The sequence below is a fragment of the Pseudomonas sp. Pseu.R1 genome, assembly GCF_045764065.1.
In the GTDB taxonomy this organism is placed as follows: Bacteria; Pseudomonadota; Gammaproteobacteria; order Pseudomonadales; family Pseudomonadaceae; genus Aquipseudomonas.
Genome location: NZ_JBJGEE020000001.1, coordinates 4,756,800 through 4,780,058, shown reverse-complemented (window position 1 = coordinate 4,780,058; position 23,259 = coordinate 4,756,800). Strand labels below are relative to the sequence as shown.

Annotated in this window: 24 protein-coding genes and 1 tRNA gene; 11 read left to right on the top strand and 14 right to left on the bottom strand. The window is 57.3% G+C overall.

The genetic code is table 11. The features are described from left to right. Positions 1-34: 34 nt before the first annotated feature. Positions 35-119, top strand: a tRNA-Leu gene (locus ACI5GA_RS21755). A gap of 178 nt (positions 120-297) precedes the next feature. On the opposite strand, the gene ACI5GA_RS21750 is transcribed toward ACI5GA_RS21755, so the two are convergent. Next, the gene (locus tag ACI5GA_RS21750; RefSeq protein WP_404637270.1) at positions 298-741 is read right to left on the bottom strand and encodes a BRO-N domain-containing protein; all 444 of its coding nucleotides are present in this window, start codon (positions 739-741) and stop codon (positions 298-300) included. A gap of 590 nt (positions 742-1,331) precedes the next feature. After that, a complete protein-coding gene (locus tag ACI5GA_RS21745; protein ID WP_421424234.1) occupies positions 1,332-2,075 on the bottom strand; it encodes an SDR family oxidoreductase in 744 nt (247 codons plus the stop codon). Between the two features lie 137 nt (positions 2,076-2,212). On the opposite strand from ACI5GA_RS21745, the gene ACI5GA_RS21740 reads away from it, so the two are divergent. From ACI5GA_RS21740 to ACI5GA_RS21720, 5 genes are all read left to right on the top strand, one after another. After that, positions 2,213-3,121: a LysR family transcriptional regulator gene (locus ACI5GA_RS21740; protein ID WP_421424233.1), complete on the top strand. Its 909-nt coding sequence runs from the start codon at positions 2,213-2,215 to the stop codon at positions 3,119-3,121. Between the two features lie 130 nt (positions 3,122-3,251). Then, complete coding sequence (locus tag ACI5GA_RS21735) at positions 3,252-3,914, top strand: hypothetical protein (protein WP_404637264.1); 663 nt, start codon at positions 3,252-3,254, stop codon at positions 3,912-3,914. Between the two features lie 115 nt (positions 3,915-4,029). Further along, positions 4,030-4,608: a DedA family protein gene (locus ACI5GA_RS21730; RefSeq protein WP_404637262.1), complete on the top strand. Its 579-nt coding sequence runs from the start codon at positions 4,030-4,032 to the stop codon at positions 4,606-4,608. Between the two features lie 78 nt (positions 4,609-4,686). After that, positions 4,687-5,472, top strand: a complete 786-nt coding sequence (locus ACI5GA_RS21725) for a transporter substrate-binding domain-containing protein (protein ID WP_404637260.1) — start codon at positions 4,687-4,689, stop codon at positions 5,470-5,472. Positions 5,473-5,620: 148 nt separating this feature from the next. Next, positions 5,621-6,589, top strand: coding sequence for an ATPase (locus ACI5GA_RS21720; RefSeq protein ID WP_404637258.1), 969 nt, complete (start codon positions 5,621-5,623; stop codon positions 6,587-6,589). Positions 6,590-6,612: 23 nt separating this feature from the next. Here the strand turns inward: ACI5GA_RS21720 and ACI5GA_RS21715 are convergent, their stop codons facing one another. The 9 genes from ACI5GA_RS21715 to hmpA form a co-directional block, all read right to left on the bottom strand. Further along, entirely contained in the window at positions 6,613-7,236 is a 624-nt protein-coding gene (locus ACI5GA_RS21715; protein ID WP_404637256.1) for a CatB-related O-acetyltransferase, read from the bottom strand. Between the two features lie 37 nt (positions 7,237-7,273). After that, a complete protein-coding gene (locus tag ACI5GA_RS21710) occupies positions 7,274-8,176 on the bottom strand; it encodes a glycosyltransferase family 2 protein (protein WP_404637254.1) in 903 nt (300 codons plus the stop codon). Between the two features lie 240 nt (positions 8,177-8,416). Continuing rightward, positions 8,417-9,307 carry a heme o synthase gene (gene cyoE, locus ACI5GA_RS21705; RefSeq protein WP_404637252.1) on the bottom strand — a complete coding sequence of 297 codons (891 nt, stop codon included), beginning with the start codon at positions 9,305-9,307 and terminating at the stop codon, positions 8,417-8,419. 10 nt (positions 9,308-9,317) lie between these two features. Then, positions 9,318-9,650, bottom strand: coding sequence for a cytochrome o ubiquinol oxidase subunit IV (gene cyoD, locus ACI5GA_RS21700; protein WP_404637250.1), 333 nt, complete (start codon positions 9,648-9,650; stop codon positions 9,318-9,320). Continuing rightward, positions 9,651-10,277 (bottom strand): cytochrome o ubiquinol oxidase subunit III, encoded by a 627-nt coding sequence (locus ACI5GA_RS21695; RefSeq protein WP_404637248.1) that lies wholly within the window; start codon positions 10,275-10,277, stop codon positions 9,651-9,653. It lies immediately after the preceding gene. 3 nt (positions 10,278-10,280) lie between these two features. Beyond that, complete coding sequence (gene cyoB, locus ACI5GA_RS21690) at positions 10,281-12,299, bottom strand: cytochrome o ubiquinol oxidase subunit I (RefSeq protein ID WP_404637246.1); 2,019 nt, start codon at positions 12,297-12,299, stop codon at positions 10,281-10,283. 3 nt (positions 12,300-12,302) lie between these two features. After that, positions 12,303-13,238 carry a ubiquinol oxidase subunit II gene (gene cyoA / locus ACI5GA_RS21685; protein WP_404637244.1) on the bottom strand — a complete coding sequence of 312 codons (936 nt, stop codon included), beginning with the start codon at positions 13,236-13,238 and terminating at the stop codon, positions 12,303-12,305. A 468-nt stretch (positions 13,239-13,706) separates the two neighbouring features. Continuing rightward, positions 13,707-14,216, bottom strand: coding sequence for a disulfide bond formation protein B (locus ACI5GA_RS21680; protein WP_421424231.1), 510 nt, complete (start codon positions 14,214-14,216; stop codon positions 13,707-13,709). Positions 14,217-14,501: 285 nt separating this feature from the next. Beyond that, complete coding sequence (gene hmpA, locus ACI5GA_RS21675; RefSeq protein WP_421424230.1) at positions 14,502-15,683, bottom strand: NO-inducible flavohemoprotein; 1,182 nt, start codon at positions 15,681-15,683, stop codon at positions 14,502-14,504. 291 nt (positions 15,684-15,974) lie between these two features. Here hmpA and ACI5GA_RS21670 point away from each other — a divergent pair, with 291 nt between their 5' ends. The 4 genes from ACI5GA_RS21670 to ACI5GA_RS21655 all read left to right on the top strand — a co-directional run bounded on the left by ACI5GA_RS21670 (position 15,975) and on the right by ACI5GA_RS21655 (position 18,755). Further along, a complete protein-coding gene (locus ACI5GA_RS21670; RefSeq protein ID WP_421424229.1) occupies positions 15,975-16,871 on the top strand; it encodes a chemotaxis protein CheV in 897 nt (298 codons plus the stop codon). Positions 16,872-17,002: 131 nt separating this feature from the next. Beyond that, positions 17,003-17,383: a GNAT family N-acetyltransferase gene (locus ACI5GA_RS21665; RefSeq protein WP_404637236.1), complete on the top strand. Its 381-nt coding sequence runs from the start codon at positions 17,003-17,005 to the stop codon at positions 17,381-17,383. Positions 17,384-17,427: 44 nt separating this feature from the next. Further along, entirely contained in the window at positions 17,428-17,751 is a 324-nt protein-coding gene (locus ACI5GA_RS21660; protein ID WP_421424228.1) for a hypothetical protein, read from the top strand. A gap of 41 nt (positions 17,752-17,792) precedes the next feature. Beyond that, a complete protein-coding gene (locus ACI5GA_RS21655) occupies positions 17,793-18,755 on the top strand; it encodes a GlxA family transcriptional regulator (RefSeq protein WP_421424226.1) in 963 nt (320 codons plus the stop codon). Positions 18,756-18,775: 20 nt separating this feature from the next. On the opposite strand, the gene ACI5GA_RS21650 is transcribed toward ACI5GA_RS21655, so the two are convergent. From ACI5GA_RS21650 to ACI5GA_RS21640, 3 genes are read right to left on the bottom strand one after another with little or no spacing between them, the layout of a single operon-like run. After that, on the bottom strand, positions 18,776-19,768 hold the full coding sequence (locus tag ACI5GA_RS21650; protein WP_421424224.1) for a fimbrial protein: 993 nt from the start codon (positions 19,766-19,768) through the stop codon (positions 18,776-18,778). A 2-nt stretch (positions 19,769-19,770) separates the two neighbouring features. Then, positions 19,771-20,532 (bottom strand): fimbrial biogenesis chaperone, encoded by a 762-nt coding sequence (locus ACI5GA_RS21645; protein ID WP_404637228.1) that lies wholly within the window; start codon positions 20,530-20,532, stop codon positions 19,771-19,773. Further along, positions 20,529-22,964: a fimbria/pilus outer membrane usher protein gene (locus ACI5GA_RS21640; RefSeq protein ID WP_421425506.1), complete on the bottom strand. Its 2,436-nt coding sequence runs from the start codon at positions 22,962-22,964 to the stop codon at positions 20,529-20,531. Before ACI5GA_RS21640 ends, ACI5GA_RS21645 begins: the two co-directional genes overlap by 4 nt. Here ACI5GA_RS21640 and ACI5GA_RS21635 point away from each other — a divergent pair. Further along, a complete protein-coding gene (locus tag ACI5GA_RS21635; protein ID WP_404637570.1) occupies positions 22,903-23,094 on the top strand; it encodes a hypothetical protein in 192 nt (63 codons plus the stop codon). The genes ACI5GA_RS21640 and ACI5GA_RS21635 overlap by 62 nt on opposite strands. Positions 23,095-23,259 lie beyond the last annotated feature (165 nt).

Here is a 23,259-nt window from a genome sequence, read left to right as displayed (position 1 = left end):
ACGGTAGGGACGTCTCTATACTCCGCCGCCACAAGCCCTGATGGCGGAATTGGTAGACGCGGCGGATTCAAAATCCGTTTTCGAAAGGAGTGGGAGTTCGAGTCTCCCTCGGGGCACCAAACAGCAGTACCTTCAAGGGGTTACGCCTCTTGGGGATGAAAGAAACCGGCCATGTTTGAGCCGGTTTTTTTTTGGGTGAAATTCATCGGCTCTGTGTTCCAAGTGACGCTGAGCGTCAATCAATGCGTTACCACGCGGAGCGTGGGAACGATCAAAAACGATCAGACAGCGGCTGCATCATTCCTGCCTGGACCTCATGAAGCGGCACATGGCGTGCACGGGCTTTGAAACACTCGCCAGCCATCCTTTCAACGCTTGATCACTTCCCTCGCTCCAGAGAGCACCAGTACCAGCTGCGCCATGTCTAATACGCAGCGCTGGCAAGACCTCATGAGTCAGCCACTGCCGCAAAGCCCGGTTTTCCGGGACGTAATGGTGAACCAGCAGCGCGAACAGCGCCGACTCGCTAATCAGGAATTGTTTGCTCCAGCGGCCATCGCTGTTGAGCCAGGCAACGCGGTGTTGATCAGGGTCGAGTTTGCGAAGGGCGCGTTCGTCGAGGGCTTTGCCCATGAGGCGGGCGGTGTCTGCAAGGCAGAACCAGGCTTGGTGATCGAGTTGCAGAGCTCGGAGTTGGCGGTGGTGGCGGATGAAGATTTGGGGTTCGAAGCAGTCGATCATTGCCTTGTCCTCTGCTCAATGGGAATCAAGCCGGACCGAAGGAGGGTGAGATGCGATGCCTGCATAGAGGGAAGCTCCTTTAGGTAGAACCACCTCCCAATGGCGTCAAACATTAAAGGTGGCGACTGTACGACGGTTGACGAACCGGCCCCAAAGACACCGGCAGACCCAGAGATCTCCGACGCACAGCCGCCATAACGCAGGCTTCAAGCTCTGAGCTTAACGCATGGTATGAAGGCTAACGCTCTTCGGGGTATCGGATCGTCAAATCCGGTCGCAGATCACAACGACGGCCGGAAGACTAGCGTGGGTGTTTTAGGGGAACAAGACAGCAAGAGAAATTCGGAAAGCTCCTACAAATGCGAGATGCTCCTACGACCTTCGTTCACAATCAAGAGCAGACCAGGTTGATTAGCAGAACATTGAATGAACTGTGGGAGTGAGCTTGCTCACGAAAGCATTGTGTCAGTCACCTAAAGTGGCGCTGATACAACCATTCGTGAGCAAGCTCACTCCCAGAAGGGCCGTTTTTCAATTTCATTATCGGGATGCTGCGGTAAGCCATACCTGCCGCAACACTCCCTTCAGCCTTAGAAATCCTGCGAAGTCGGGCGCAGCACAATTTCGTTGATATCGACATCACTCGGTTGCTCAATGGCATAAGCAATCGCCCGCGCCACGGACTCAGCCGGAATGGCCTGCTTGTAGAACTCTTTCACGACATCCGCACTTGGCTGATGACCACTGCCCAATTTCAGCTCGGAATCCACAGCGCCCGGTTCGATGGTGGTGGTGCGGATCTTGCCGCCGACTTCGTGACGCAAGCCGTCGGAGATCGCGCGTACGGCGTATTTTGTGCCGCTGTAGACCGAGCCGCCCGGGCTGAAGACTTTGATCCCGGCCACCGACGAGATGTTGATGAAGTGGCCAAAACCCTGGGCTTCGAACTTGGGCAGTGCAGCGGCAATGCCGTAGAGAACGCCTTTGACGTTGATGTCAATCATCCGGTCCCACTCATCGACACGCCGTTCGGAGATCGGAGCGATAGCCATCAAACCTGCGTTGTTGATCATGACGTCGACTTTGCCGAAGTCCTGAACCGCGTGGGCGACCAGCGCTTCGAGGTCTTCACGACGGGTGACGTCGACGGTGTAGGCCGATGCCTCTCCGCCTGCGGCTTTAATCTCCTGGACGATGATGTCCATACGTTCCTGACGACGGGCGCCGAGAACGACTTTGGCGCCGAGTTTTGCCAAATGACGGGCAGTGGACTCGCCCAGACCGCTGCTTGCACCAGTGATGACGACGACTTTGCCTTGGATGCCATTGCTCATGATCGATCTCCTACGCATTTGAGGGGGTGGTGAGGTGTTGAGAGCAAGTTTGCAGTGGATATTCGCTTCATAAAATGGAAGAGTTTGGCTTTGAGAATTCCAATTTATGGAACATGCTTTCGAAGAGGAGCCATTCAATGCTCAACCGCATGGAGATGCTGCGGGTCTTTCTGGTGGCAGCGGAAGCACCGAGCTTTCGTGAAGCGGCGAACCGGCTGGGGACATCACCGCAGAAAGTGACACGGGCGGTACAGGAACTGGAACGCTTGTTCGCCGAGCCACTGTTTCATCGCAGCACACGGCAGGCGCAGCTCACGGCCTTCGGCGCCGAGATCGCCCAGCAGGCGCGAGAGACATTGGGCCGGTTTGACCGATTGTTCACCTCCCACACCCGGCAGCCAAGCGAGGGCATCGCGGGACGGGTCGGCATCACCGCCCCCCATGCCATCGGCAAACTGTATCTGGCATGTTTTCTTAAACCGCTGATGCAGGCCAATCCGGGGCTGCGCATTGAATTGAGTCTGGATGACGAACTGACGGATGCCGTGGCGTCGCGGATCGATATTGGCATACGTGTGGGGGCCGTCAGAGACCGACGTTACATCGCGCGCTCGGCCTGTCCGGTGCGATTGAAGATCGTCGCAGCACCTTCGCTGATCGAATCAACCGGCGTACCGTCCAGCCTGGAAACGCTGAAGCAATTGCCGCTGTCGGTGCTGATCGACCGCAATAACGGCAGGCCCTGGCCGTGGTTCTTCGCCAACAGTCAGACCTATCTGCCACCCTCCCCTGCGTTCTGTTGCGACGATCCGGAAACCGAGCTGGAGTTCGTGCTGGCAGGGCTTGCGATTGGGCAGATGCCCACCTATCTGGCCGAGCCGGGTTTGAGCAACGGATCACTGCTAGAAATCTTGCCAGACATCGCGCCGCCGCCGATTGATCTGATGATTTACCGCACGCAATCAGGCCCTGTCCCGCCTCGTGTGCGATTGGTCTACGACCACCTGATGAAATGCTTGGGGGACGCGCAGATGTTCCCCCGATAAGCGGCGAACTTGTGTCAGGTTATTTCGTCCCTTTCCCCACACATCTCAAGGTTATCAACTAGCCTGAAAATTGACTGATCCAAAGCGAATGGACCAAACGTTTAACCTCGCTGATCGGATAAAAACAACAATGAAAGATCCCTACGCGTTCGGTTTCTACTGTGCCCTTTTCGCGCTTGCCGCGATGACAGGGTCTGTCTTCTACGAGTCCTACACAGGTGCCGGTGCCTCAGGTTCGGCCCGCGCGTACGACGTCATCAACTCCTGCTCTTCGCTGGTACAGGCTCTCGCAGCCATAGGTCTGGTGGGCCTGGCATTCAAAGCCTATCGCGCCTGGAAGAACGAGATCATCCACAACAAGGCGCTGGGCATCATCTGGGACGCCAATGTGGCGTTTCGCGAGATCGAACTGAGCTTCAACGAATGGTTTTTTGGACCAAATGCCGTGGACAAGGCCAACAGCGAAGGGGCGCGCATTACCTCGCTACTGGCCGCCAGCCCGTTCGGCGTGAGCCTGCGTAGTTTCAAGAAGCAGTGCATTCTCATCGACAAGGTGGTGATCAAGGACAACTGGCAGTGGGTCAATCACGCCACCGAGCTGGACATGTTGGCCCGCGTGCTGAGCATGGACGCCTTTCGTCCGACCACCAAGGCCAAGGAAACCGCCAACGTTATCGACTTTTTGTATTCCCGCGAAGGCGAAGCGCTGAAACGGACACAGGCCGAGTGGGAAATGTTGATGAAGGTGATCGAGAAAGACCTCGCAGCGCTGGAAGCCGAATACAGCGAATGAGCTTTCCAAGGCAGTGCGAAACAGGATAGAACTGTTCGCCGACGTATTGGGTCGAACGGTATGCCTGCGCCGGACCATCCTGCGGCCGCCCCTTGCCTTGAGACCGCTGTTGCCCATGTTCGAACATATCGACGTCACTTCCCTGTTGGTCAATTACGGTTATTGGGCAGTCTTCATCGGCTGTCTGCTGGAAGGCGAAACCATTCTGATCCTCGGCGGCCTGGCGGCGCATCAGACGTCTCTGCGTCTGCTGGACGTGATCGCCGTCGCTACGCTCGGCGGGATGATTGGTGATCAGATCCTGTTCTGGGCCGGTCGCTACTTCGGCCCCCGCATCCTGCCACGCCTGCACCGCCAGAAAGCGGCGATTGATCGCGTTTCCGGACTGATCGAGCGTTACCCTACAGCGTCGATTTTTTCGGTGCGCTTTCTGTACGGCATGCGCCTTGTCGGGCCGCTGGTGATTGGCGCCAGCCGCCTGTCACCCATCCGTTTCTCGCTGATCAACCTGCTGGGTGCGGCGGTCTGGGCGACCCTGTTCGTCATGGCCGGGTACTGGGCAGGTGAGGCCTTGGAAAACCTGCTGGGCAACCTGAAGCCTTATCGTCTGCCAATATTCATCGGCGTGGTGGTCATTGCTGCGGGGGTGGCGTTGTATCGACATCATCGGGCGAAGGTTCGGGCGGGGCGGTAGCTCACACAGGCACTTCCCATCCCAGACCCCTTCCCTCTATAACCACGGATTGCAAGCCGACCCACAGGGAACGACACGATGAAGAAAACCATCACCTGCGCACTCTTTTTTGGCCTGTCTGGCCTCACTCAAGCACAAGCGGCTGAGGCAGTTTCGCATCTGGACACTGTATTGCAAAAAGGCGAATTGGCCGTTTGCACCACCGGGGATTACAAGCCGTACACCTTTCATAACGCGGACGGCTCATACGAAGGAATCGACATTGAGATGGGTCAGTCGCTCGCGCAGAGTCTCGGGGTGAAACTGGCGTGGGTGCCGACGACCTGGAAGACGCTGATGCCGGACCTCACAGCGGGCAAGTGTGATATCGCGATGGGCGGGATTTCAGTGACGTTGGAACGGCAGAAAAAGGCCTTTTTCAGCAACACGCTGGATGTCGACGGCAAGATTCCGCTGGTGCGCTGCGAAGACGAATCGAAGTACCAGACGATCGCACAAATCAACCAGCCGAACGTGCGTCTGATCGAGCCGCAGGGCGGTACCAACGAAGCGTTCGCACGAGCCTTTCTGCCCAACGCCAAGCTCGATTTTCACGATAACAAGACCATTTTCCAGCAACTGCTGGACAAGAAAGCCGACGTGATGATCACGGATGCCTCGGAAGCGCTGTACCAGCAAAAGCGCATGCCGGGCCTCTGTGCGGTGAACCCGACGCGCTACATGCAATACGGCGAGAAAGCGTATCTTTTGCCTCGCGACGATGTGAGCTGGAAGGCCTATGTCGATCAGTGGCTTCACTTGTCCAAGGCGACCGGCGCCTATCAAAAGGTGGTGGGTGAGTGGCTCGCGGTGCCGGGAGAATGATTCCCCTGGAAACACGACAAATGACCATTGGATGAATCGGCGCGCCCACAGAGGTGTCCTGCCTCGTCAGCGTATCAAGGCTTGTGCAAAACTCTGGCGATTAAGCATCATGGCATCATGATTCTTCGCCAGAGGACCCGGCCGCTTCATGAAGACCAGCAGGAGTATCACTCGCGCGTTCTGCGTGGAGTTGCAGCAGGAATTGTCGATCGTCGCGGCACGTCGGGAGTATTTCTCCCAGGAGCCTCCACGTGTCCGGTTCAATTTTCTGTGTTCGACTGAGGCCTGTCGCGCTCAGGGAGTGAAGATCACCGGGGTGCGTTATGACGTGAAACCTCAGGAAAACCCTACCTTTGTCGCGGCGCATTTTCGAGCCAATCCCAATTATGAACATCACCCGGACTGTGAGTGGGTCGACGAAGCTGACGCTACGGAGCAAACACCTGTCGTCGACGAGTCTGATTCACAAGCAGCGCTGCGCAAGGCCAAGCGCAAGCTGGACGACTACATTGACGTGTTCGATCCCACGCTCAGAGAACGAGCGAAGGCAGAATCTACAGAGAACAAGCCTGACAAGGCGCTCGATGAAAAGCCTGCCCTTGCCGCGCCGCCGTCTGACGCTCCGAAAGTCAAACAGACGACCGAAACCCGCACGAACAATCTGGAGCGACTGGTCGACAGCTTCCGTCAGGCTCAGGCCCAGCTTACCAAGGAAGAATTCGCGCTGCTGACACTGCGCATCCCTGGCCAGGGTGAAATGTCACTGCGCGCGTACTTTCGCCACATCAAATACGCTCAGCCAGGCGATGAAAAGCGCGTGCTGTATGGCGGCGGCCTGGTGGAACGTTATGGCACGGGGTTCAAGTTCAAGTTCTTCGATCGACTACAGGGCAAGCTCGTCACCCTCTACGTGTCGCCCGCACAAATGCAGGCGTATCGCTCCAGCCGTTACATCAGCGAATTGCTGAGCCATGCTGACGAGGTGCGATTTTTCACCGTGTTCGCGCTGGGGACTGTTGTCGCAAGCCCTTCGGGTAAGAGTTTCAGTGTGGAGATTGAGGACCTGCGCCATTTGGCCATTGTGCTGGGACCATCGAAGGAGCCGGTATCCCCCTGACATCTGACGCATGGTCACTGCCCTCACACGCTCTTGCGTGAACGCGCGTACTCCAGAAACGCATCGAGATCGGGCCCGGACAACGTGCGGGCAACAGACTTCACTTCAGCCATCGGCCAATCCCACCAGGCGGTCTCCAGTAATCGCTCGCGTGTTGTTTCGTCAAAGCGCCAGCGAATGAACTTGCACGGATTGCCCCCCACCACCGCGTAGGGAGGCACATCCCGAGTGACCACTGCCCCTGCAGCCACAACTGCCCCGTGACCGATAGTGACCCCAGACAGAATCGTGGCGTTGGTGCAGATCCAGCAATCGCTACCGATGACCACGTCCCCCTTGCTCGGAGCGTAGTCCGGAATGTCTTTGAGCTCCTTCATCATCGCAGGAAACGGGTAGGAGCTGATCCAGTCAATACGATGCCCGCCACCCAAGAGAATCTTCACGCCGCCAGCAATTGAGGTGTAGGAGCCAATTCGCAGTGTCGTTTCATCATCGAATTCGACGACCTCAGGAATGCCATAGGTACCCGTGCCGACGGTATAGCCGGGATAGCGCAACCGGATTTTTTCGGGGCCGCGTTCAAGCTTGTCCAAGCGGCGCAAACGCCTCTTGGTTTTCATTTCTTTGAGCAGTTCGAATAAATTCATGCAGAAGTCCGGGGAGCAAATACTCAACAGTGACTGATCAATTGCCCTGCCGGTGCAAGATCAGCCGCTTGAAGCGGCGGAAGGTCGTTCTGTTTATCTGACGGAACGGAATTGAACGCAGAAGCGTCCAGGCATACTTCTTGTCGTTGACGACGGCGTACTTCAACGCCTTGTTAATGATCGCGGTCAGCCCTTTGTCGTAAGCCGGATGCCAACGGTAAGGCGCGATGGTGCGCATATCGGCATCGAGCAACACTTTGTAGCGACGCGAGAGGTTGTTGGGATGACGGCGATAGCGGGTGACGCTGACAGGCAGCACATGGACTTCATAGCCCTTGCTGGCGATCTTAAGGGTCATCTGGAAATCCTGAACCCGGATATCAGGGTCATAAAATTCCACAGCCCTCAGCGCATCCATCCGGTATAGCGAAACAGGCGCGCCGACCACCACTGCGTCGGCCAGGATCTCATCGAAGCTCAGTTTCTGGATCACCGACAGCTTTTGCGCCTTGGTGTCATTGCCATCCGAGTCCATGTAGATGATCAGCGCCCCCACGCAACCGACCTCCGGATGCTGATCCAGGTAATCCGCACGCACCCGGACCGATGAAGGCAACATGATGTCGTCCAGATCCGGCGTGCAGACATATTGGCCGCGGGCGTACTTCAACCCATGGTTCAGCGCAGCACTGACGCCCTGATTGACCTGAGAATAGAGCTGAAAGTCGTAGGTGCTCTGCAACGCCTGAAGCATCGCCACACTGTTATCACTCGACCCATCATCAACAATGATGACTTCGAAATTCGGATAGTCCTGCGCGAAGATGCTGGCCATTGCAACGTGCAGATACTTCTCTGCGTTGTAGCAAGGAGCAATGATCGATACGAGTGGCATCGAGTTGCGCGATGGGCGGTCTTCTGGCTTGATCTGCTCAGTCATAATTCCGATTGCTGCTCTACGGCTGGATCGTAAAGGTTTGGCTACGATCCCTGTACAAAACCCAAACATGATGCGGCAAAGCAGTGCGCTTTGTCATGGACTGATTGGGGACTTACGTACCAGTTGAACTGATTTGGCCTACAGCAAAGAGTAACTACAGCGTACGAACATTGAGATCGGCCAATAAAAAACCCCGTCGTTCTCGCGAACGACGGGGTTTTTTAAGTTTCTTTCAGATGATCAAGGGGCCGCGTAAGTAACCAACAGTTCCTTGGTGACCTGAAAGTCCAGCGACATCGCCACGCTCAACGCCGTGATGGTGAAGATGGAGAACACGAACAGCTTGCGTGCCCAAACGGTGTCATCCTTCGCCTTGTAGCCTGTCCAGGCCATGTACAGCCAGTACATGCCCATTGCAGCGGCAACGGCCAGATAGTTGAGCCCTGCTGCGCCGCAGAACGTCAGCATCAGGGTCGCGACCAGGAAGGCCAGGATGTAGACCAGAATGTGCAGCTTGGCGACCCGGATACCACGCTTGACCGGCAGAACCGGAATCGAGGCAGCCAGGTAGTCATTGAAACGGAAAATCGCGATGGCATACGAGTGAGGCATCTGCCACAGGCTGAACATGACCAGCAAGGTCAGCGCTGCGAGATCGAAGCTGTTGGTGACTGCGACGTAACCGATGACCGGCGGCATCGCACCCGACAAGCTACCAACCAGCGTGCCGTGAACGGATTTGCGCTTCAGGTACAGGCTGTAGAAGCCTACGTAGATCACGAAGCCGATGACTGCGAACAGAGCGGCGAGCGGCGTGGCTTTGTAGTACAGCATGCCAACACCGACCACACCCAGCACCGTGGCGTAGGCCAAGGCCAGTTTCACCGAAACCAGCCCCTGAACCAACACTCGATTACGGGTGCGCTCCATCTTCAGATCGATATCGCGATCGATGCAGTTGTTGAAGACACAACCAGAAGCGACGACCAGCGAAGTGCCGATCATCGCAATCAGGAACAGGCCGAAATCGACATGCCCCTTGGACGCCAGAAAAAAGCCACCCGCCACCGAAAGCACGTTACCGAAAATGATCCCCGGTTTGGTGATTTGGATAAAGTGCTTCAGCGACATCAGGGTTTCCTCACTTCGCCATCATGACGGTGTGAATGCTGAACATGATCCAGACAGACAGGCCGACCAGCAGGACGATAACCAGCGAAGCGAACGCGAAGGTGATCACGTTGTTGCGCTGAGCGATCGAACGGTCTAGGTGCAGGAAGTACACCAGGTGAACCAGAACCTGCACGACGGCGAAGATCAGTACGATCCACAGAGTGGCGACTTTCGACAGCGTCGGGAACATCACCAGACCGAACGGAATCGCGGTCAGGATGATCGACAGTACGAAACCGACCATGTACGACTTGAAGCTGCCGTGGCTGGAATCGTCATGGGAGTGATGCGAATTAGCCATTTAAATGGTCCCCATCAGGTAGACAACGGTGAACACACAGATCCAGACCACGTCCAGGAAGTGCCAGAACAGGCTGAGCATGCTCAGGCGGGTCTGGTTGGTCGAAGTCAGGCCGTTCTTGCTGACCTGATACATCAGGATCGCCATCCAGATCAGACCGCTGGTCACGTGCACACCGTGGGTACCGACCAGCGTGAAGAACGCCGACAGGAAGCCGCTGCGGTTAGGGCCGTAGCCTTCGGAGATCAGCAGATGGAATTCGTTGACTTCCATGCCGATAAAGCCCAGGCCGAACAGGAAGGTTACGAACAACCAGCCCAGAACGCCGGATTTGTTGCCTTTGTGCATCGCCAGCATGGCGAAGCCGTAGGTGATCGAGCTGAGCAACAGGCAGGCGGTTTCGCCCAGCACGTATGGCAGTTCGAAGATGTCGTGGCCCGAAGGACCACCTGCAACGTTGTTAACCAGTACGGCATAGATAGCGAAGATCGACGCAAACAGGATGCAGTCGGTCATCAGGTAGATCCAGAAGCCGTAGATTTTCATCTCGCCGGCATCGTGATGATCATGGGCGTGGTCATGATCGTGATCGTGACCTTTCGCCCCTTCGAATACTAAGTTGGACATTGTTTATGCCTGCTCCAGCTTGTTGACAGGAGTGTTTGCCTGGGCAGCACGTGCCGAAGCCAGGATCTTGTGGTGTTCGCCTTCGATGCGCGCTACTTCGGATGCAGGAACCATGTAGCCCTGATCGTCACGGGAAGCGTGGATCACGAAGTAGACGACAGTACCGATCAGGCTTGCAGCTGCCAGCCACCAGATGTGCCAGATCATCGCGAAACCGAAGACGGTCAGCAGGCCGCCCATGATCAGGCCGGTCGCAGTGTTGTTCGGCATGTGGATGTCGTGGTACTTGGCCGGAACCTTGTACGCCTCACCGTCACGCTTGGCTGCGTAGAACGCGTCGATTTCTTCCGCTTTCGGCAGTTCTGCGAAGTTGTAGAACGGCGGTGGCGAAGAGGTGGACCACTCCAGGGTGTGGCCATTCCATGGATCGCCAGTGACGTCCAGGTTCTGCTTGCGATCACGAATACTCACGTAGATCTGGATCAACTGGCAGGCAATACCGATCATGATCAGCGCCGCGCCCCAGAAAGCGACGTGCAAGTATGGCGTCCAGTCAGGGTTGTCAGTGGTGTTCAGACGACGGGTCATGCCCATGAAGCCCAGAGCGTAGAGCGGCATGAATGCCACATAGAAGCCCGAGATCCAGAACCAGAACGCTGCCTTGCCCCACTTCTCGTTCAGTTTGAAGCCGAACGCTTTAGGGAACCAGAACGCGAAGCCCGCGATGTAACCGAATACAGCACCACCGATGATCACGTTGTGGAAGTGCGCGATCACGAACAGGCTGTTGTGCAGAACGAAGTCAGCACCCGGGATAGCCAGCAGAACGCCGGTCATACCACCGATGGAGAAGGTAATCATGAAGCCCAGGGTCCAGCACACTGGCGCGGTGAAACGCAGACGGCCCTGATAGATCGTGAACAACCAGTTGAACAGCTTCACACCCGTCGGGATGGAGATCAGCATCGTCGCCAGACCGAAGAAGGCGTTGACGCTGGCGCCCGAACCCATGGTGAAGAAGTGGTGCAGCCAAACCATGAAGCCCAGTACGGAAATCGCGCCCGATGCGTAAATCATCGAGTGGTGACCGAACAGACGCTTGCCGGTGAAGGTCGAGATGACTTCGGAGAAGACACCGAACGCCGGCAGAATCAGGATGTAAACCTCAGGGTGACCCCATGCCCAGAACAGGTTCACGTACATCATTGGGTTACCACCCAATTCGTTGGTGAAGATGTGGAAGTCCAGGTAACGGTCGAGGGTCAGGAACGCCAGGGTGCCGGTCAGGATCGGGAAGGAAGCCACGATCAGGACGTTGGCCCAGGTGCAGGTCCAGGTGAAGATCGGCATGTCCATCAGTTTCATGCCAGGGGTGCGCATCTTCAGAACGGTAACCAGGAAGTTAACGCCCGTCAGTGTCGTACCCAGGCCCGACAGCTGCAGTGCCCAGATGTAGTAGTCCACACCCACGCCCGGGCTGTAGCCCAGTTCAGACAGCGGCGGATAGGCAACCCAACCGGTACGTGCGAACTCGCCGACGCCCAGGGACACGTTCACCAGCACCACGCCAGAGATCAGCAGGTACAGGGACAGGGAGTTCAAGAACGGGAAGGCAACGTCGCGAGCGCCGATCTGCAGAGGCAGAACGATGTTCATCAGACCGGTGAAGAACGGCATCGCCATGAAGATGATCATGATCACACCGTGAGCGGTGAAGATCTGGTCATAGTGTTCAGGCGGCAGGTAGCCGGGCGAACCCTCAGTGGCCAGAGCCAGCTGGGAACGCATCATGATGGCGTCAGCGAAACCACGCAGCAGCATGACCATGGCGATGATGATGTACATCACACCGATTTTCTTGTGGTCAACCGAAGTCAGCCACTCGGTCCACAGGTAGGTCCACTTTTTGAAATACGTGATCAGACCGAGAACCGCCGCACCGCCGATAGCGATCATCGCGAGCGTGATCATGACTATCGGTTCGTGAAACGGAACCGCGTCAAGCGTTAATTTACCAAACATCGTTTACTCCTCTGCCTGCGCAGCTGAATTCTTACCCATGTCCATCCCTTCCATACCGGCCACTTCTTTCTTCTCGTGGACAATCTTGCCCGGCTTCATACCTTCATACTTGTCGATGATGATCTGGAACAGGTTCGGAGTGACCGTGGAGTAGAGTTCAACCGGGTTACGTTCGCTAGGCTTGGCCAGAGCGGCGTATTCGTCGGTTGCCAGTTGTTTCGGAGAATTCTTGACCTCGGCGACCCAGGCGTCGAAACCAGCCTGATCGGTGGCCGTTGCCTTGAACTTCATACCGGTGAAGCCTGCGCCGCTGTAGTTCGCGGAGATCCCGTCGAACTCGCCGTTTTCGTTGGCGATCAGGTGAAGCTTGGTCGTCATGCCGGCCATTGCGTAAATCTGGCCGCCCAGTGCAGGAATGAAGAACGAGTTCATGACCGAATCGGAAGTGATGCGGAAATTGATCGGGGTATGAGCCGGGAAGACGATCTTGTTGACGGTGGCGATACCCTGTTCCGGGTAGATGAACAGCCATTTCCAGTCAAGTGCGACCACTTCGATGGTCACAGGCTTCACGTCGGACTCAAGCGGACGGTAAGGGTCCAGCGCGTGGGTGGACTTGTAGGTCACGTAGCCCAGCACGATGATGATGGCCAGAGGCACCAGCCAGACAACCAGTTCGATCTTGGTCGAATGCGCCCAGTCAGGAGTGTAGGTTGCGCTCTTGTTCGAGGCGCGGTATTTCCAGGCGAAGATGATGGTCATGAAAATGACCGGCACCACGACCAGCAGCATGAGCAAGGTTGCCGTGACGATCAGGTCACGTTCCTGCATGCCGATGTGGCCCTTGGGATCCAGCAGGGTGTAATCGCACCCGCTGAGCAGGAGCATGCTGAAAAGGGCCAAGAAGCCAAAAAACCTGGGGTACCTTTTTTTACTCATCTCACGACCTCTAAAAGCAGCTTTCGCATCGCAGTTGGGTTTCGACCGCCAACACTTCACCCTGCCAGGTGCTGGCAAATTTTTGGATTGAACAGGGGCCTGTCAGGAAGCTTGTGGCCTCGTAACAAATCCGGTTTTGCTGTGGTTTCTTATTCGAATGGTGGCAACCGCCAACGCGGCCCAAATCCCTTGGCGCAGACATTCAGAATTTGACGCAAGAGGCCATCCAAACGGTGTCTACAAAGGCGTAAAAACGCTTTCTGACCTCGATTTCCGCCGCCCTTCAAGTGATGGGGGCGTTAAGTGGGGGCGATTGTAGATACGTAAAGTTTTATTGACTATGAGTTTCTGCGCAACAATTAATTTCCAAATCTGTAAGAATGCGCGCATATGACGCACCAGAAAAACCCTGGAAGGCCCCAAATTTCCTAAGGATTTTGGGGCACTTTTTTACGCAACACTTTGTAATCAACGCGCTTTCATTCGGTTCCGGATGATGCCCGCCGGTACCAGAATTACAGTGAGAACAAAAGCGATCAATGCCCATTGCGCGAGCGAAAGTCCGAAAACTGGCGGATATGGCGTCTCGCAGAAGCCTGCAACCTGAAAACCGAGGGGAAACAGATCGGCCAGTGGCAGCCCGTCCACGATGGGCTGAAGCACATCGATACCGCAACTCTCGGTCGGGTGGCTCTGAATCCAGACATGACGCCCCGCTGCAACAATCCCGCCCACGGCGCTGAGCGTGACCAGCGCTTCGCACACCGTCAGGCTGCGTCGGCCGGGCATCCCCGCACCGATGAATGCGAAGACAGCGATGAACAGCAACGCGTAACGCTGCAGTATGCACAACGGGCATGGCGCCTCGCCCAATACGACCTGCATGTACAGCGCCCCACCGATCAACGCCAGGCAGATGATGCCCAGCAGAACCAGGAACTGCTTTTCGCGTCGCAGGTAAATCATCTCGTCAGTCATTCACATACCCTTTGAATGTGGTGTCCATCCAGATCGGCCGATCTGTGCAGTGCGTGCCCGGCAAGGCCCGGAAAGCCGACAATTCTACCATCGTCGCAGCGTCACGCCGGGCAGATAGTGAACACGTCGGCATTACCCGAACATTAAGCAAAACACGCAACAATCCATGGTCACCCTTCTCAATCTCTTCCTTATATATAGAAGAGTGCGACGCTATGCCGCAGGGACCGTTCGCCGCACCCTTCCTTATATATAGAAGGATGCGTCTTTATGTCGCAGGCCGGTTCACTCCAGCGCCGAAGCTGGGCCGAAGAATTCGTACCGAGCCTGTGCATCCGGCACACCCGCCGCCTTCAGTTGACGCTTGACCGCCGCCATGAAGCCTTTAGGCCCCAGGAAGTAGGCATCCAGATCACGATCCGCGGGCAGCCACTGCTCCAGACGCGCTTGATCGAGCAACCCTACGCCGTCTGCCGCAGGGCTCACGCCGTCATCCTCGCCGTACAGGTAGAAACGCTTTAGTTGAGGGTGTTTGGCAGCCAGACCATCGACCCACTCACGGAACGCATGCACTGAACCATTGCGCGCGCAGTGGATGAAGTGAATTGGACGTAAAGTCCCCAGCGCCGCTTCCAACATTGCCAAAGTAGGCGTGATGCCCACCCCGCCGCTGATCAGCACCAGCGGTTTATCGTTGTCGACCAAGGTAAACTCACCCGACGGTGCAAACAGGTTGATGCTGTCGCCGACGCTCATCTGATCATGCAGGTGATTGGAGGCCCGACCGCCTGGTTCACGCTTGACGCTGATGCGGTACTGGTTGTTGCCCGCCAGGGCAGACAGCGAGTAATTGCGACGGATTTCTTCCCCCCCCACGAAAAGCTGCATACCGATGTACTGGCCCGCTGCAAAATCGAGAATCGGCTGACCATCGGCGGGCGCGAAGTAGAACGAGGTGATTTCCGCACTTTCAGCCACCTTGGCCACAACCTTGAATTCACGAGCGCCACGCCAGCCACCTGGGGCCTGCTCCTTTTCTTCGTAGATCTGTTCTTCCGCGCCGATGAGAATCTGCGCCAGTTGGCCGTAAGCCCGCCCCCAGGCGGCGATAACTTCATCCGTCGCAACTTCAGCGCCCAGCACCTCACGAATGGCTTCCAGCAAACACTCCCCCACCAGTGGGTAGTGCTCGGGGAGAATTTGCAGGGCAACGTGTTTGTTGATGATTTTGGCGACCAGACCGCCCAGTTGCTCAAGCTGATCGATGTGTTTGGCGTACATCAATACACCGTTGGCCAAGGCGCGAGGCTGATCACCGCTGGCCTGGTGCGCCTGGTTGAACAACGGGCGAACCTGCGGGTAGCGGCTGAGCAGTTTCTTGTAGAAGTGAGTGGTCAGCGCTTCACCGCCGCTTTCCAGCAGAGGAACGGTGGACTTGACGATGGCACGATCCGAAGCATTCAACATGATGAACTCCTGTGACGCGATGAGTAAGGGACTGACTCATGTATTACAGAATGCGTGCCATATTTTATTTTCAATAATTTCAACGACTTAAAATACTTTTGTCATTTTGACTACGCCGTAAAAAGAGTCCTTATGACTACACAAAGTCATTTCGACAACACCACAGCACAGCCGCCGGGGCTGCTCAAACATCATTAGCGCTAAAGCCTCCGTGCAGCGAGTCGATAAACCGTCATCGACAGCTGTTTGCGCATTCAGACGCACGCAGCCACCGCAAGACAGAAGGTCCACATGTCCAAAAACGTCCGCGCAGATTCACTCTCGCTTCTGCTGTTCACGTTACGCAGCGGCAAGCTGATGGCGATCAACCTGCTCAAAGTCAGCGAAATCATCCCCTGCCCTCCCCTGACACGGCTGCCTGAATCGCACCCGCACGTCAAAGGCGTGGCCACGCTGCGTGGTAACTCGTTATCGGTCATCGACCTCAGCCGTGCCATTGGCGAACGTCCGTTGCTCGATCCTGACGGCGGATGCCTGATCGTCACCGATGTCAGCCGCTCCAAGCAGGGTCTGCACGTGCAGGCGGTGAGCAAGATTGTTCATTGCCTGACCACGGACATTCGTCCACCGCCCTTCGGCTCAGGCAATAAATCGTTCATCACCGGGGTCACTCAGGTGGATGGCACGTTGGTTCAGGTACTGGACATCGAGAAGGTGATTCACGGTATTTCCCCCGTGCAGATCGAACCGGCTCCCGCCGAGTTGTCACCCGAAGAAGCTGAAGTGCTGGCCAAGGCCCGCATTTTGGTCGTCGACGACAGCCAGGTTGCACTTCAGCAATCCGTGATAACGCTGCGCAATCTGGGCATCGAGTGCCACACCGCGCGCAGTGCCCGGGAAGCCATCGATCAATTGCTCGACCTGCAAGGCACGGCCCAACAAATCAACGTGGTGGTGTCCGACATCGAGATGTCGGAAATGGACGGCTATGCTTTTACCCGCACGTTGCGTGAAACGCCTGATTTTCAGCAGCTCTACGTACTGCTGCACACCTCGCTAGACAGTGCGATGAACGCTGAAAAGGCCAAGCTGGCCGGTGCCAACGCCGTCCTGACCAAATTTTCGTCCCCCGAACTGACGCGATGCCTGATCGAAGCTGCACGAACCGTCGAAGCCCAGGGGATCTGAAACCCGGTCCTGACGACGCATCGACATGCCATTACTGGTTGATGCGTCGTCGCCTCGACCCGCCTGAAGCGCCTGTCTTATGGCCGATGCCACTGCGCTATGTGCCTTTCGAATGCGAAAACGCAGAAGCCGTGCACCGACTTCTTGCGTTGGGGACAACCCTCGGTGGTGGTCACGTTCCGGATTTCGACACGTGGCTCACCGGCTTCAAAAACGATCCCGAGTTTGACCCGACATTGTGCTTTGTCGTCGTCGACGCTCAGGACGTCATCGCCGTCGCCCAATGTTGGACCAGTGCGTTCATCCGCAATCTGGTGGTCCATCCCCGCGGTCAGCGCCAAGGCATCGGTGAGCGGCTGTTGAGTCAGGTGTTTTCTGCCTTTGCCGGGCGCGAGGAAGGGCAGGTCGATCTCAAGGTCATGGAGAGTAATCTCACGGCCCGCCGCCTGTATGAGCGCGCAGGCATGCACTATGTGCAGCGCTGCGAACTCGACCTGCCTGAACCACTCTAAGTCGCTGTCACACCTCGTGATACCGATAAAAGAGGGAGATTCACATGAAAACGACCACCCTGCTCCTGCTTGCATTGACCGCCGTTGCGGGCCAGGCCAGCGCGTCGAGCACCGAAGCATGGAACGCGTTCGACAAGAAGTTGGTCGAGAGCTGCATCGCCGCCAGTTCCCTGAAAAACGCCAAACCGGCGGGCACATCAGCGATGTTCGATGACAGCGTGGGCTACAGCGCGTTGCTCATCAAAGGCCAGTACAAGCAGGCGTTCATGAAAAACAAGACCGGCACCGAACTGTGCCTGTACGACCGTAAGAACCAGAAAGCAGTGATCACCGAGTGGGATAACGTCACCACACTGCCGAAGAAATGAGCTATATGTTCATCCCTTTGCAGGGTGTCTGAGGCTCGTCGATGAGAAGCGTTGCGATCGTGCTGTTTCCCCATGTCCAGTCACTGGATGTTGCCGGGCCTCTGGATGTCTTCGCGGAAGCCAATCGCTTCGTCGCCGAGGGTGACGGCTACACGATCACAACCATTGGCGCAGCGCCCTACCCCATCATCGCGTCCAACGGCATGCCCTTGGGTGCTCGGCACGAACTCGATGACGCCCCCAAAGCGTTCGATATCCTGCTGATACCCGGGGGGCCCCTGTTGCCCGAAAGCCCTGAAATGCCCCACATCACCGCTTGGCTACACGACGTCACGCCGCTGGCCGGACGCTACGGTTCGATTTGTACCGGTGCGTTCATCCTCGGCCATGCCGGTCTATTGGACGACAAGCAGGCCGCCACCCACTGGAGCCACGCCCATCAATTGGCCGAACTTTTTCCAAAAGCACAGGTTGAGCCCGACCGGATCTACGTGCGCGACGGAAAGCTGATGACCTCCGCCGGAGTGACGGCGGGTATCGATATGGCCCTTTCGCTGGTGGCCGAGGATCACGGGCCGGCCATTGCGCTGGCAGTGGCCAAACGGTTGCTGGTGGTCGCACAGCGCCAGGGCGGGCAATCGCAGTTCAGCCCTTACCTCAACACGTCGGCGGATGATGACTCTCCCGTGGCAAAGATTCAGCGTTACGTCCTGGAGCACATCAGTGAGCCGTTTTCGGTGGAACGTCTGGCCGAAGTCGTCGCCATGAGCCCGCGCAGTTTCGCTCGGGTGTTCGCGCGGGACGCCAAAGTCACCCCGGCCGAGTTCGTGCAGCGAGCGAGGATCGACGCTGCACGACGTTTGCTGGAAGGCAGCGAAAAAGCGATCAAGGCCGTGGCCTATGAATGCGGGTTTGGCAGCGCAGCACGCATGCGACTGATCTTCACCCAACGGCTGGGCGTCACGCCGACGCAGTACCGCGACAGTTTCCGCAAGGACAGCTAAGCGCCCCCTGACCTGCTGGCCTACTTGTAGAACAGGTCCACCATCACCTCCGCAGAAAACGGACCGGGTTTCGGCGTATCAGTCTGCCAGAGCAATTCGGCGTTGAAATCCGCCGTGGCCGAATAGTTTTCGCCCTGTAGATCCGTCACATGAAAGGGTTCGTGATAACGCACGGGAACGTTATTGCGCGCATTGGTGATACGAATGCCGACGCTGTCGTTGTTCACCGGCACCAGCACATCCCCGGACAGCACGCCGGACACGGGTGTGAAGCGTGCATTCAGACTGAAGGGCGAATCACAGATGCGGCTGGTTGCCAGGGCAAATCGCTGGAAGGTCGCCACTTCGCCCACCCTGACGTTCTTGATCGCTACATCACCGAACTCGACCGTTTCCGGCATCACACGCAGCTCGGCGTTACACGCGACGAAGCGCAGCCCGGTGAGGTTATTGATCACGTAGTTAAGGTTGTTGTGCGGCACCGGATTCATGCCTTTCGTGCTGTCGATCTGAAACAGTCGATAATCGAGCAGGTCGCTGGCGACACCCGAGGGGGGTGTGGGACCGAACTTCTGGATGAACACTGAAAACGGCAGGCTAAAACTCACCTTGGGGCAGGCAGCCAGATTGTCAGCAGGCTCGCTGCACGCAGGCAACGTTTGCTGTGCAGGAATTTGCCCGCTGCTTTGCAGGTAATCGATGCCATTCAAGGTCAGCCCTGCGCGAATGCCTTGGCCGATCTGGAGGTTTTCGGGATTCAGATAAAGGGCGACAGACTCCGCGGGGCCGGGTTGATCCCGAACACATTCGACACCGATATTCAGGCGCTCGGAACGCCAGACCACGCTGGCATCCGGCAAGGTGGCGGGGATGGCGACGCTACTGCTCAGATCCGCGCGAATCACCGCCTCTCCCGAGCCTTGCGTTTTACACGACATGGCCAGGCCCGTGGCGGGTGCCATGAGCGCGATACAAAACGTTGAGCACCAACGTGAGAATGAGAAAGTCGTCATGATCAGCATTTCCCTATGGAGAGTGGGGTTCCCGGTGTCCGTAACCGGGCATGGAACGGTGCGCGATCCTTGGGCTGTGCGCAGAAATCTCGCTGACCGCCGTAATCGGTCAGCGCTTTGAACGTCAGGGTATCGACCCCGGACCGGTGGCCGAGCGATGCGGGTAAACGAAAGGTGAACGTCGAGAACGGCCCGAGCAGCAGGTCCTCACTGACCTCGACATCGCCCACCCTGATGTTGTGCAGCGACACATGAAAAGGGGTCGGGTTGGACAGGTTCAATAGCAGCGGATCATCCGGGCTGCGTTGCCAGGACAGCGCCTCCGGCGCCAGGGCCGGATCACCAACCAAAGCCTGTGGCCGATAGAACACGTTGATCCGCTGGCGTACCGCCAGGCTCAGTTGCTGGTTTGCAGCACTGCGCCAAGGCACCTCCAATACGTAGAGATGCAGCAGGGATTCCCGATCTCGCGGTAGCCCCACCCCTTCATACAGCACCCGCAGCGTCTGCCTGCCCTGTGGGGGCAACTGAGCGAGCGGCGGGGTGACCACAAAAGGCAGGTTTGCCCGATCGTCCTCAACCGGCTCGACGCTTTCAAGCCACGTCTGAATCAGCACATCGCGGACACCGGGATTGCTGAGCTCGAAAGCGACCTCATGGAAGCGGCCATCGAAGATCAGTCGGGTGCCGCTCAGTGCGACGACGGCTTGAACGTCGCAACTGAACAGCGCAACAGCGAGGCAGACAGCACGCTCCCACCTCATTGGCAGACCACCTTGATACGATCGTAGGTCCGTTGCGGATCTCTGGGGGGTAAATGGTATTGCGCCTGGCACTGTTGATCGGACCATCTGGCAATCAGCGTGCCGCTGTCCTTCTCACTCAGTATCAGCGCACGACCCGTTGGATCGACAGCCCCCAACATCTTGCCCTGTTCATCGTCGACCATCGCCCCCAGCGGTAAATGGGTGCCGTCAGGCAGGGTCAGTTCGAGCTGCACCCGTCGCCCGACTTGCGCCTTGAAGCTGACCACAGGTACGGCGCCACGACGGGGAACGACCTGAGTCACGGCACTTTCCAGCTCGACATCAGCCCCTAGACCGCGCGTGTCGAGGCTGACCCAATTGGTGCGATAGGGTTGGGCGTACGGAAGCACGGCATAGCCGTTATCTGCGGTTTCGACGTTACTAAAGTTGGTCAGGCGTGCCCCCTGAACATTTTCAACCTCGACCAAGGCGAACGTTTCTCCCAACGGTTGCCCGACATTGACGCCCCCCGCGTGCGCGACGACAGATCCCGATGCCCCGATGCTAAACGCACGATAATCGGCGCCTTGGCCGTAACCGGCATCGAAGCGACCGTAAGGCTTCGTGGTGCTGAGTTTGCCGAAGCCCGAGGACCCGGACCGGTTATCACGCCCGGCCTGCAAGGAGTAAAACGTGTTGCGATCATCGAACACTTGTCCATTCAAACCGGCCTGCATGTTGTAGTCGCCACCGCTGTCGCGCACCGCGTTGAGGAACACGCGGGAGCTGCCGGGGCTGTCACCCAACGGAATACTCAGGGTCAGGGCAAAGCGGTTATCGCTTTGACGCTGACCATCGCGCTCGAAGGTCTGATTACGCTCGACTGACAGGCTGTAACTGAGGCTGCGCCACGCTGCATTCCAGGACACATGCAACTGCCGCGTCTTGCTGGTGTTGTCCCAATACCGCTGTTCGGAGCCGGTAATGCTCAACGACGCAGATTGCTCCGACAGCGATTGGGTCAGGCTGAACTCCACACGGTCCTTGGCCCTGCCGGTACCTGCCAGCGTGCGAAGCTCCCGCTCTTCAACGTGCTCATCAAGCGTTCGGTACTGGTCGGTGGAATAGCGATATCCGGCCACGGCAAGTGTGGTGTTAGTCACTTCCAGCGTGTTGGCGTAGCGCAATCGCAGGCTTTGGCCGCTGTAGGTCTTTTGTGGTTGCTGGCTGTTCGACTGAGTGACGTCCAGCGAAACAGCGCCCAGCCCGGTGTTGACGCCTGCCCCGATATTCCCCGCCTGATAGTCTTCAGACACCTGAGCGCCACCGGCGAGTGTCACGCGGTCGGTCAGGCCGTAGATCAGGGTCATGCTGCCCAGCGCGGGTGACTGGCCGCCATCCTCATAACTGTCGTACCGGCCTGCCGCGATGCTGTAGCGCAACGCCCCTTTTGGCACCATGATGGGCAGCGAGGCGTAGGCCTGAATAAAAACACGCCTGCGACCGTCCGCCTCCACCACCGTCACTTCCAGATCACCGTTCGAACCGCTGGGGTAGATATCGGAAATTTCGAACGGCCCCGGTGAAACGTTGCCACTGAACAGCGTGAAGCCGTTTTGCCGGACCTCTACGGTGGCGTTGGTTTCTGCAATGCCACGAATGATCGGCGCGTAAATCCGCTCGTTGTCCGGCAGCATGCCGTCATCGGACGAAAGCATCGCACCGACAAAGCGGACGCTGTCGAAGACTTGGGCGTCGGTGAAGGTTTCACCCAGCGTCAGTTGGCTCTTGAGCGCCGTGATATCCCGCTGAGCAAAGGTCCGGTTGCTGCGAAACCGGTAAGGCTGACTGTCGCCATACACCAGCGACGATTCGTTACGCAGCCGCCACGCCCCGAGGTTCAAGCCATTGCGCAGGCCCAGGTAATATTGGTCCTGAGTCTGATGATTTCGCTCGCGACGCGCGCCGCTGAAGCTGTAATTCACAAACCCCGCGGAAGCCCCCTCATCCCAGAGCTCCGGAGCGACATACCCCCGCACGCTGCGCTGCATCATGGCTTGAGGAAGACTGATACTGAGCCGCAACCGGGTAGGTTCATACTCGACATGCGCGAACTCGACGTTCGCGGCCAGATCGAAGCACCCGCTGGACGAAGTAGCGTTATCTTTCAGGTCAGAAATGTTCATCCCCAACTGCCCCAGCATCTCCAGCGTCAGACACGCCTCAATCGCGCCCGTACGAGGATTGGCCACAAAGATGATGTCGCGTCGACCGCTCAATGCGCGGTTGACGTAAATGTCCACCCGATAGGTCCCAGGCAGCACACTGTTGCCTTGCAGGAAGGTGTTGAGGTCTGCAGGTTGATCCGTTCCTTGAATGAATGCGGTGTTGAACTTCACCCCAGCCGTGGTGGAGGGCGGCCCGGTATCGTGGCCGGAGCCGTCTGTCATCGCCAACGCACACGGCCCGGTCATCCACACGGCACTCACCGCGATCCAGAATGACCATGACTGGCGTTTGAGCGTTCTGCGCGGTCTCGATGAGCGTTGGCTGCTGCTCGGCAGGGTTACCCTCGACTGACTTCCTTTGCTGTTTTTGTCTCGCCGTTCCATTAGCTGTTTTCACTCGTGTCCTGAGTGTCGATGCACTGCCGAGTCCCTTCATGCAGGCGTGCGACGCAAAGCCGGAAACGCGTCCGACTTTAAAAAATGGGTCAACGGAAAAACCCTGAAGGGCGTGTTTTCT